7 protein-coding genes and 1 pseudogene are annotated in these 10,959 nt (G+C 50.8%); 6 read left to right on the top strand and 2 right to left on the bottom strand.

What is annotated here, in order from left to right:
* Positions 1 to 41 precede the first annotated feature (41 nt).
* Positions 42 to 614: a TetR/AcrR family transcriptional regulator gene (locus tag NI000_RS26720; RefSeq protein ID WP_253414518.1), complete on the bottom strand. Its 573-nt coding sequence runs from the start codon at positions 612 to 614 to the stop codon at positions 42 to 44.
* A gap of 146 nt (positions 615 to 760) precedes the next feature.
* Here NI000_RS26720 and NI000_RS26715 point away from each other — a divergent pair, with 146 nt between their 5' ends.
* The 5 genes and pseudogenes from NI000_RS26715 (at position 761) to NI000_RS26695 (ending at position 7,626) form a co-directional block, all read left to right on the top strand.
* Positions 761 to 1,873, top strand: coding sequence for an alpha/beta fold hydrolase (locus tag NI000_RS26715; protein ID WP_253414417.1), 1,113 nt, complete (start codon positions 761 to 763; stop codon positions 1,871 to 1,873).
* A gap of 166 nt (positions 1,874 to 2,039) precedes the next feature.
* Positions 2,040 to 2,561: a GyrI-like domain-containing protein gene (locus NI000_RS26710; RefSeq protein ID WP_253414416.1), complete on the top strand. Its 522-nt coding sequence runs from the start codon at positions 2,040 to 2,042 to the stop codon at positions 2,559 to 2,561.
* A gap of 80 nt (positions 2,562 to 2,641) precedes the next feature.
* Positions 2,642 to 5,768, top strand: a pseudogene (locus NI000_RS26705) (ATP-binding protein).
* A gap of 35 nt (positions 5,769 to 5,803) precedes the next feature.
* Entirely contained in the window at positions 5,804 to 6,616 is an 813-nt protein-coding gene (locus tag NI000_RS26700; RefSeq protein WP_253414415.1) for a MerR family transcriptional regulator, read from the top strand.
* A 62-nt stretch (positions 6,617 to 6,678) separates the two neighbouring features.
* On the top strand, positions 6,679 to 7,626 hold the full coding sequence (locus NI000_RS26695; RefSeq protein WP_253414414.1) for a hypothetical protein: 948 nt from the start codon (positions 6,679 to 6,681) through the stop codon (positions 7,624 to 7,626).
* 73 nt (positions 7,627 to 7,699) lie between these two features.
* On the opposite strand, the gene NI000_RS26690 is transcribed toward NI000_RS26695, so the two are convergent.
* Positions 7,700 to 9,535, bottom strand: a complete 1,836-nt coding sequence (locus NI000_RS26690) for an SgrR family transcriptional regulator (protein WP_253414413.1) — start codon at positions 9,533 to 9,535, stop codon at positions 7,700 to 7,702.
* 122 nt (positions 9,536 to 9,657) lie between these two features.
* Between NI000_RS26690 and NI000_RS26685 the strand changes: the two genes are divergently transcribed.
* Positions 9,658 to 10,914, top strand: a complete 1,257-nt coding sequence (locus NI000_RS26685; protein WP_253414412.1) for an MDR family MFS transporter — start codon at positions 9,658 to 9,660, stop codon at positions 10,912 to 10,914.
* The last annotated feature ends 45 nt before the right edge of the window (positions 10,915 to 10,959 follow it).

Raw genomic sequence — 10,959 nt, 5'->3', positions numbered from 1 at the left:
CCTGCATCTTACCAGACGCTTCTCTCAAAATTCTCACAAGCTCACGATCCATGACTCCGCCGAACCTGGTCAAAAATAAACCGCTGCATGTCGTCAGCCAAAGCTATGGCGCTCGCATCCTTGCCGTTGTGTAAAGTCCAATGAAGCAGCGCCATGGCATTGGCCGCGTACAGCTGCGCCAAATAGTCTATCGGGACGGCAAACGCGGCCGGTTCCTTGTCCAGAAAGGCGAAGCAGGCATCGTATAAAATCGCTTCGAATTCCACACGCAAATCCGCTGCGGACATGTGTACGTTCAGCAGTGCGGCAATCTCCGTTTTATGGGCCGCCGCTTGATTCACGATCGTTTCAATGACTTCCCCCACATTGCCATGCTTTATGGATTCAAAGCGCCGCGCAATTTCTCTCTCGAACGTGTCGGCATGCTTCTTCACCAGCTTTTCCAGCAGGTCGTATTTATCGAGAAAGTGACTGTAAAAAGTCGATTTGCTGGTCAACGAACGGGTACAAATGTCCTTTACCGTAATGTGATTGAAATCTTTTTCGTGCAGCAGCTGGACGAACGCTTCGGAAATGCTTTTTTTGGTTTTATACACTCGAACGTCTTCCTCCATCTCGTCCATTCCTTTCTAAAAGTCGCTTTTCGAACCACGGGTATGCATATCGTCCGATTTCGTACTTCTTGAACTTTTTTGCTTATGGTTAGACCGGGCCGGGCCCTCTACTATAGGTTTTGTAACCCAATCAAGGAGGGATAACGATGTTTAAATCCTATGTTGACAACGAGCAATTCAATTTGCAAATCAACCGTTTCTTGAATGACTTCTATCAGGAGGATGAACGGGCTAATCAGGATTTGCAAGGGATTGTTCCAAGATTGACGGATGCGCAAAGCTGGTATGAGACTTGGCTGGACTATGCGGTCATGCGGGAAGAGCGGCAGGATTACGATCTTGCTTCCGTTTATTATCAGGCCGCCGAATTTTATCTGGCTCCGTCCGATCCGCACAAAGAAAAGATGTATCGCAAGTATCGCGAGACTTTCTACAAAGGCTTTCGTGATTTCGATTATGAATCCTATCAGATCCCCTATGAGAATTCGTATCTTCCAGCGGTAAAGCTAATTACGCCGGGCGCCCGGAAAACGTTGCTCGTCTTCGGCGGCTACGATTCCCACATGGAAGAAATGCTCAAAATGCTGAACTTTTTAAGAGGGATCGATTATCATATTATTGTCTTCGACGGTCCCGGACAAGGCACGGCACTAAAAAACGGCTTGAAATTCATTCCGAACTGGGAAAAGCCGGTGGCCGCCGTCATTGACTATTTCAAGCTTGAGCGTATCGGTATTGTGGGAGGTTCGTGGGGCGGTTATTTGGCGATGCGCGCGGCCGCTTTTGAGAAACGGATCGACAAAGTCATCGCTTTCAATATTTTCTACTGCGGCCTCGATGCGCTGAAAATGAGGATGCCGGACGATGTCTGGAACAAGCTGGCCTCCCTATTGGCTGCCAATGAAGCCGATCAGATCAATGCCATGTTTTACAGCATGATGGCCTCGAATATCGATCTAAACTGGAAAATCACAAAAGGCATGGAAAATACGGGCGAGACCACCCCATTCGGCTTGCTTAAAAATTTCGAGAAGCATACGATGGCCGGGCTCGGTCCGTTGATCAACCAGGACGTATTGCTGCTGGCCGGAGAGGAGGATCAGTACGTTCCGATCAGCCGTCTGCCGCAAATCCAGCAAGAGCTGTGCAATGCGGCGTCTATCACGACAAAGGTCTTTACCAGAGAAACCGGCGGCGAACAGCACTGCCAGGCCGGCCATCGTCATCTCGCTTTTAACGAGATGAAAAAGTTTCTGTAACGTTGGCCAAGCAAAGGGAAACATATTCATGTGCAGCTTCGTCGTAAAACATAGATGTTCATGTTTCATACCATTTTGACGAGGTCATCTCATGAAAATGATGAAGATATGATTATAAGACGGTTTATGAAAAAACTAATGTACAAAGATGGGAGAGTGGATATCTTTGAACAATGTCAAACATATTGTTCATGAAGCGAAGATACTTTATGGTATCAGCCTGAAACACAATTTAAAGGAAGACCAGACAGAGCATATTGTGGATGCCATGAAGGCATATGTTAAGCAGTATATAGAACCGAACTATCTCATTCAAATTTACATTTCAGATGATTTTACCGAAAACACAGATTTCATTACATTTGTGGGAAGCGATCAAGGTGGACATGCCGACTTGAATGTATTGAATATTCCGGAAGGTGAATATCTGGCTTTTGAGCATCCTGGTGATGAGTCGGAAATCGATCTGACTCATGCCGAGATCCATCGTTATCTGAAATCTCAGCATATAACCGTGACTTCAAATTTCGATTTTGAAAAATGGGAACGATCGACAGGCAAAATATTTATATTTATTCCTTTAGAAACTGCCGTAATCGAAATTCCTGATATTATCGATAAAGTGCAGCTATTGGAAATACCGAAAAACAGAAGAGCCAAAACCCACCTGCAGAACAAGACAGATTGAATGACAAATCAACAGTTTTTATTATCGAAGCCGCAAGTTGAACGAAAGGAATAAGCGCAAGTACTGTCGAACTTCTTCGTATGATGCGAATGAAAAATAACACCACGCCTAAGTATATAGCGACCATTATATTATTTCTCGGCATCCTCCTCGGCCTGCGCTGGACTTGGACCGAAATTTTCCCCACATTGGAGCACCCCCGCGCCGTCCATGGCGTGCTCGATTTGCGCGGTGTGGACCTGGATCAATCCCCTACCATCTCCTTGGATGGCGAGTGGCAATTCTACCCTGGAAAATTGGCATTTCACCGGGACGCAGCGTTGGCGGAAAACGAATTCCGCCCTATTCAGGTTCCGGGAGATTGGAGCAGCCAACTGACGAATGGCCCGGACTCCTCGTATGGCTACGGAACGTATCGGCTGCGCATTCTGGTCGATCCGCTGAAGCAGCCTGTCGCTTTTTGGTTGCGAGGCATACAGGCCTCATCCGGTGTGGAAATCAACGAGCAGGTTAAACCCAATATCGGAAAGCCTGCCGAACATGCGAATGAGTATACGCCCGAAAACGTCTCCTACACGGCCTCCTACGATACAATGGGGGCCACAGAGCTTGAATTGCTTATCCGGGTGGCGAATTTCGACGACCCTTATAACGGTGGGATCTTGCGCCCCATTTACTTTGGTTCCCAAGCGGCGATCGACTATGCACGCTGGTATTCCATCGGGTTTCAACTGGTTACGTTTATCGTCCTGATGCTTCACGGTATGTATGCCTTTGTCCTTTATACGTTTAACCCGCATGAACGGACGTTGGTCATTGTCTTTCTGTTGACGCTGGCAACCGGAATTTCCATTACGACCGGTCATGATAACCTGCTTTTGCTATGGCTGCCGATCAACTATACATGGGCGTTGAAGCTCAGACTGATTGCCCTGCTATGGCATTCGTATCTTATGCTTCTACTCTTTAGGAGGTTCTCTTCGGCTCCTCCGAAGAGTGTCGGCTTGCGGGTACTCACCGCGGTGCTCCTTGCTTATACGTGTTTTCTGTTCGCTGCAAATGCGGCATGGGTGAATGGATCGGTTGACCTGGGGATATTTGCTTGCTTCTATTTGCTCCCCTTCGTCTGGTTTGCTTATACGGCGGGAACCATGATCTTCGGGAAAAGAGCCGTCAACGACGGCGTCTTTTTAGTGATGTCCGCAGCCGGCATTATGTCGAGTTTTCTCTGGAGCCTATGGAGCTCCTATAATCCCGTTTACTATCCGATCGATATTATTGCGGCGATTATCGGTTTTTCGGCCTACTGGTTTAAACAATATTTCCGCAACGCCAGGGAAAACGCCATCCTCAACGATCAGTTAAGGAAAGCCGACAAGCTGAAGGATCAATTTCTGGCCAATACATCGCATGAGCTGAGAACGCCGCTGCACGGCATTATCAATATCGCTCAGAGTGTCGTGACCAAAGAGAAAGCGAAGCTGAACGAGCGCAGCCTGAAAGACATGGAGCTGCTTATTACCATCAGCCGCCGCATGTCGCATATGCTCGGCGATCTTCTCGATGTCGCACGGCTTCAGGAGCACCGCATCGTACTGCAGCAAGAGCCTCTGCACATTCAATCCGTCGTGCTCGGCGTCATCGGCATGCTTCAATTTATGCTTGAGGGCAAGCCTGTCCGACTGCATATGGACATCACGGAATCGATGCCGCCGGTTATGGCCGATGAGAAAAGGCTCGTGCAAATTTTATATAACTTGGTGCATAACGCGCTCAAATACACGGAGGAAGGAACCATTTCCGTTTCCGCCGAGACCCGGGAAGGACACGCCGTGATCCATATCTCCGACACCGGGGTCGGCATGGACGAGAAGACCCAAGCGAGGGTGTTTCTCCCTTACGAACAAGGATCTTATGGAATAAGCGACGGACGGGGCATCGGACTTGGGTTAAGCATATGCAAGCAGCTGGTCGAATTGCACGGCGGTGCATTGACCGTCCGCTCCGAACTTGGAAAGGGTTCGGTATTCAGCTTCGACCTTCCGTTAGCTAATGTGCCGCATCTCCCGTCGCTGCCGCAAAATCCGCTTCAGTCTCCACTGATCGCGGATGCAGCGGAAAAAGTGCGCGCCGCGGTAATGGCTTCGGACGCCTCTATCGGCGAATTGGCCGCTTCCATACTTGTCCCGCCGCTTGAGAATGACGGGAAGGCGAATATTTTGGCCGTGGATGACGATCCCGTCAACTTGAATGTGCTTGTTGGCATCCTTTCGTCGGAGCCGTACCGCATCACAACCGCTCATTCCGCCCGCGAGGTGCTGGAGCTGCTGGGTACCCAGCAATGGGATCTGCTGATCGCCGATGTCATGATGCCGCAGATGTCCGGCTACGAGTTGACGCAGAAGGTAAGGGAGCAGTACTCCTTATCTGAGCTTCCGGTGCTGCTGCTGACCGCGCGCAGCCAACCTGCCGACATCTATACCGGCTTCAAGTCGGGAGCCAACGATTACGTGACCAAGCCGGTAGACGCGTTGGAGCTGCAATACCGGATTAGGGCGCTGATCACGCTGAAGCAATCCATCCAAGAACGTTTACGTATGGAAGCCGCCTATCTGCAAGCACAAATTCAGCCTCATTTTCTGTTCAATACGCTGAATTCCATCATGGCCCTGAGCGAGATCGACACGGAGAAAATGCGCGAGCTCGGCGATGCGTTTGCATCCTTTTTGCGGATCAGCTTTGATTTTCTCAATACCGGAAAGCTTGTAGAGCTGTCGCACGAGCTGGAGCTTGTGAAAGCCTATCTGTTTGTTGAACAAGAGCGGTTCGGCAGCAGGCTGTCGGTCTTGTGGGAGGTTGACCCGGGCATCGACCTGCTTCTTCCCCCGCTTTCGATCCAGCCGCTGGTCGAAAATGCCGTCAAGCACGGCCTTCTCAGCCAAATTAAAGGCGGGCGAGGGGGGCATCCATGTTGAAGTCGCGGATGACGGCAAGGGCATGGAGCCGGACAAGGTCAAGCAGCTGTTGAATCCGACGGCCAAAAGCAGACGCGGAATCGGACTTTCCAATACGAACCGGCGCTTGACGCAATTGTATGGTCAAGGCTTGTCCATTCGCAGCAAGCCGAATGAAGGGACTACGGTGTCCTTTGTCATTCCGGACAATATGAACAAAGGTCTTGACCTTTCCCCTGGGGCAATCTTGTAGGATGGGATCAGACCGATGCGAAAGGAGAATCCGCCATGCTTACCGTTGGGCAATTGGCGCGCATTTTTAACGTGTCCGCCAAAACGCTCAGACACTATGATGCCGTTGGCTTGTTCACCCCCGTCAAAGTCGGCGAGGAAAACCAATATCGCTTCTACTCGCCTGAGCAGCTGCCTGAGCTGCGCCGAATTTTGTTTCTGCGCTCCATGGGGCTCGGCATCGAGATCATACGCGAGCTCAAACAAAACGGAACGCTGGGGGATGCCGAAAAGCTGAAGCCGATCCTCTTGGAGCACACAGACAGCATTCGTGACGAAATTGGACGCCAACAAAAGCTTCTGGCTGCGGTTCAGCGCATGGTCGATTATATTTCCATTACGGGAGGAACGAACATGGAACCGAAGCTGGTGAAGAAAGCCGCTTTTACCGTTGTCGGGATGGAGTGGAACAACAAAAGCAGCGAAGGCGGCATTCCCCAATTGTGGGACCGATTCGTACAGCGGGAGGATGAGATTCAGGGGAAATTGCAGCCGGACGTCTCGTATGGCGTCTGCATCCCCGGTTCGAACGGAGATTTCTCGTATATTGCCGGCTATGAGACGGCGGGAGAGCACATTCCGAACGGTATGATGACATTCACGGTGCCGGAACAAACCTATGCCGTGTTTACCCACACCGGTAGTCTGAGCCGTCTTGGAGAGACGATGGAATTAATCTATAGCAAGTGGCTTCCCCTGCACGGCCTCGAGCCGTCGCAAGGCATAGACCTCGAAGTATATGACGATCGGTTTACCGGGCCGGAAGATGAACAAACCCAAATCGATTTGTACATCCCGGTGAAGCCTTAAGCTCTCTCCCCGTCAAACGGCGGTATGGATCGCCATCTATCAAAGGAGGCAAGGATCCCACAATGGTCAATCAAAAGACGCTTTCGCACGTTTCCTACACGGGCTCCGGCCCGTACTGCTACGCGAATTCCTTCGCGATGATGTTCGGCGCAGGCGCGCCCTCTCCGGCCGTGATCGAGTTCGCTACCGGCAGCCCGTTCGGAATGCAGCTGATCGGCGGCACGCTGCCGTTCTTCGATCCGTACGGCTGGGACCCCGAGGCGGGCTTCGACGACGCGCTGACCGCCCTGGGCTGGACATCCGCAGTCGCCAAAGGCGGCGACGCCGACGAGGCCCTCGCCCGCCTCAAGGCGGCCCTGTCGGACGGTCCGGTATGGATCGGTCCGGTAGAGATGGGACATCTGCGGCATCAACCGGAAATGACCGGACCGATCGGCGCCGACCATTACGTCGTCGTCCTTGAGGTGAACGACGAGCGTGTGCTCATGCATGACCCACAGGGTTACCCGTACGCTTCGCTGCCGCTGAGCGACTTCATGACGGCCTGGCGAGCCGAGACGATCAACTACGGCGAACCGTACACGATGCGCACCGGCTTCACCCGGCTCGCGGAAGTCTCTGAGGCAGATGCCATAAGAGCGTCGATCCCCGCCGCGATCCGCTGGCTGTCCATGGACGGCGGCCACAACACGCCGGCAGGCACCCTCGGCAACGGCCAAGCCGCCGAAGGGCTCGCAGCGCTCATCGAGAGTGGCTGCGACAGGGAGCTGCGCGGCCATTTGATTTACTTCGCGGTCCGGGTCGGCGCTCGCCGCGCCGCGGATGCCGCGACCTGCCTGGCGCGCGTCGGATACGCCGAAGCCTCGCGGATCGCGGCCGAGCGGGCGCGGATCATCGGCTCGATGCAGCACCCGCTGGTCATCGGCGACGACGCGGCGGCAGTTACCGCGCTGCGGGCGCTCGCGCCGACGTACGCCCCGCTGCTGGCGGCGCTGGAAAGCGGAAGCTGAGCACAAGCACAACAAAGAAGCAGGCCGATCCTCAGCTCTTGTAGCGCAAAGGATCGGCCTGCTTTATTCTTGCTCAAGGCGCGACATGCGGATGAAACCAAATCTTATGGAAATCAAGCCAGCCTGAAGCGTTAATGGTAACTCCGCGAACCGATTTATGAAACGAAGTATTGCTTTTCTTTTGGATAAGGTACAGGACGGAATATGTCTGCCATATCAGATTTTCCACATCCGCCAGTTTGCACTGGCGTTCTTTCTCGTCGGATTCGCGAAAAACAGATACGGCCGCTTTTTTTACAGCCTCCGTCATGGGCTCGTCAAACGCAGACAAGAAGTAATTTTTTTGCAGATACATCTCCAACTCGCATACCTCGTCATCGCTAAAGATGTTCCCAAACAAGACACAGTCATGCTGCGGCAAAGAAGGGTGTACCGCAAATTCGGACGGATCTGTAATTTCTATTTCCATATGGACTCCAAAAGACTCGCAGCGCTCTCGAATCCAAGCGGCGTCTTCCTCGTGATATTCGGTTGTCAGCAAACGGAACGTTTCCCCCTGGTAGCCGCTTGCCTTCAACAGGGCCAAAATTTCCGAGCGACTTACGCTGGAATTCGCTGCCGTTATCTTATCGGAGACTGGACGGTAAGGACGGAATCCCTGCGCGGGAAAAATCCGGTCGCCCCCCAACTCGGCAATCATCTGTTCTCTATCGATGATATGGTGAAGAGCTTGCCGGAATTTCGGATGGTTTTGCGGACCGCTCTTCCGCTGATTAAATACAAGCAAACTGCAGCAGCAAAAAAACGTTTCCATGTCCAACCACTCGCTGTTCCTTTTTATCAAAGCATCCCGCTGCGCTTTGGAGGCATCCCCGTGCGAAATCATAACCGATGTCCAATCAGGCTCCTTCAAGCGGCCTGTTTCCATTTCGGGGAAGATGAGAATCTCGACGCGATCCAGGTGCGGCCTGCCTTGAAAATGTGCCTGGAATGCCTCCAAAATACAGATGCCCTCATTTAGACGAACCATTCGAAAAGGGCCCGTTCCTACCGGTTTTTTCCCAAATTCCGCTTCGCCTGCCCGTACAATCTCTTCGGGAACAATACTTGCGGGAATGGTAGAAAGAAACCGCAGAAACAAATAGTTCGGTTCTTTCAAAAGGATTCGTACCGTTTTGTGGTCGATTGCCTCGATCCTCTCAATGTCTTGAAACATCCAGCTCGATTCAAATCGTTCAGGGTTCAAGCGAAGCCGATCCAGTGAAAAAACGACATCGTGAGCAGTCAGCTCCCGGCCATGATGGAACATGACGCTTTTTTTCAAATGGAACGTCCATTCTCTGGCGTCGACGCTGCTTTCCCATGAATGCGCGATACAAGGTGTGACGGTTCGACTTTCCTGATCATATTCAACCAACGTATTGAACAACTGGCTTATCATGTGAGCATCGAAATCATAAAAAATCAGTCCGGGGTCAAGCGTTAAAATCGAACGGTACACAGGAAAACGCAGCGTATCCTGCAGCTTATTCGAAACGGCCTGTGTGGAAAAACCCATTCCTTCCGACAGCCAATCCATAAACTGCTCTTTGACAGCGGCCGCCCCGAAACGGTTCATCAGCTCCATCGCTTCCTTTACATTCCCCTGCTCCATCCTAAGCTTAACTTCCCGTAGGAGAATTTCACCCGAATCCGTAAGCAATGTCAAAACGGAAGTATGACCGCGGCCCCGCCCGGCTTTCCACTCAATCCAGCCCAACTCGCAAAGCTTACGGACAATCAGCTTAGCGTATCGGGGCGTGCAGTACCATATCCCGGTAAGCTTGTCGACCGTAACCGAGAAGGGCTTACCGACTTCATGATTGTTAAAATATTGGCGAAGCTCTAAAAAGTGCGGAACCGTCAGCATAGTGAACCTCATTTCTCACTAAAAAAGGTGAAGTGATTTAATCAAATCATACTCTTTTTATCCCTTTTTTGATAGCTATACTGAGGGTTAGGGAAGACGAAACAGCAGAGGTGATGAAGAGGATGAACATGATCTTAAAAAAGCGGTTAAACCTGCCCCGATTTCATCCGGTAGCATGGGGAGTCATTATCGGAACCTTCCTGTCACGCACAGGATTTTTCATGACACTTCCATTTTTAGGTATTTATTTAGGGAAATTCAAGGGTATCGATCCGGCAACCGTTGGAGCCATTTTAGCCGTAAGCTTATTGGCCGGAACCCTAAGCAGTTTTGTCGGAGGAGCATTATCGGATCGTATGGGCAGATATCCGGTTATGATTTCTTCGATGGCCGCCTGGAGTCTTGTCTTGATAGGCTTCGCCTTTGCCGCCGAAACTTGGGCTTTCTTCTTATTGAGTGCGATCAACGGTCTTTGCCGCAGTGTTTTTGAACCGACCGCCAGAGCCCTGTTGGCCGACGTAACTCCTTCCGAACATCGTGCTGACGCCTTTAATGCGAGATATTTTGCCATCAATCTGGGAGGAGCTATAGGGCCATTAGTAGGCTTAAAGCTTGGTGCAGGCAGCTCTTCATCGCTTTTACCGTTTTTCGCAAGTGCTGTGATTTTCTTTATTTACGTCATGGTTTTGGTGTTTTTCATGGTAACGTTCAAGCAAAAGCTTCATGAGAAATCAGCATCGGTCACGATGAACCAAATGGCACGAATTATTTTTACCGACAAAATATTCCTCTATTTTCTTCTGGGTAATGTATTTGTAGCAGGAGCCTATTCACACTTGGATACCACCTTATCGCAATTTATTGGTCATGACCGGGTCGAATCGTATTCGTTTCTTTTCGTTATTAATACGCTTTCTGTATTGGTATTGCAATATCCTCTTGCCAAGCTGATGAAGCGCTTCTCTTCATTAACGGCATTGAAAGCCGGGTGCCTGTTATTTGGATTGGGTCTGTTCGGGTTTGGGATTTTTGACAATATCTTGATGCTTGCCTTATCGATGGTCGTTTTTACAACTGGCGAAATCTTATGTTTTGTCATTGGAGATGTGCTTATCGGTGAAATTGCACCGGAACATTTGAGAGGAGCCTATTATGGCGCCAGCGGATTGGCATTTATCGGACAGAGTGTGTGCGCTTGGATTGGCGGTATTTTACTGAGCGTATTAGGTTTCGGGCAAGGTCCCGTCCTATTCGCCATCCTCATGCTTTTGGCATTTATCGCCTTTCCATTCTTCCATAGGGGGCAACATCTTTGGGAACAACGGCAGGGGATTGAGAAAACAAATGGTTTGATAGCGGGGATCGAGCAGCAGAAGTAACTGTCTCCCTTAAAAAGGCTTCGCAAATGATAAGATCATCTTGCG

Origin of the sequence: Paenibacillus tyrphae (genome assembly GCF_024158745.1) — a bacterium.
In the GTDB taxonomy this organism is placed as follows: Bacteria; Bacillota; Bacilli; order Paenibacillales; family NBRC-103111; genus Paenibacillus_G; species Paenibacillus_G tyrfis_A.
The sequence above is the reverse complement of the archived record's forward strand: the minus strand, read 5'-3'. Positions and strand labels throughout refer to the sequence as shown.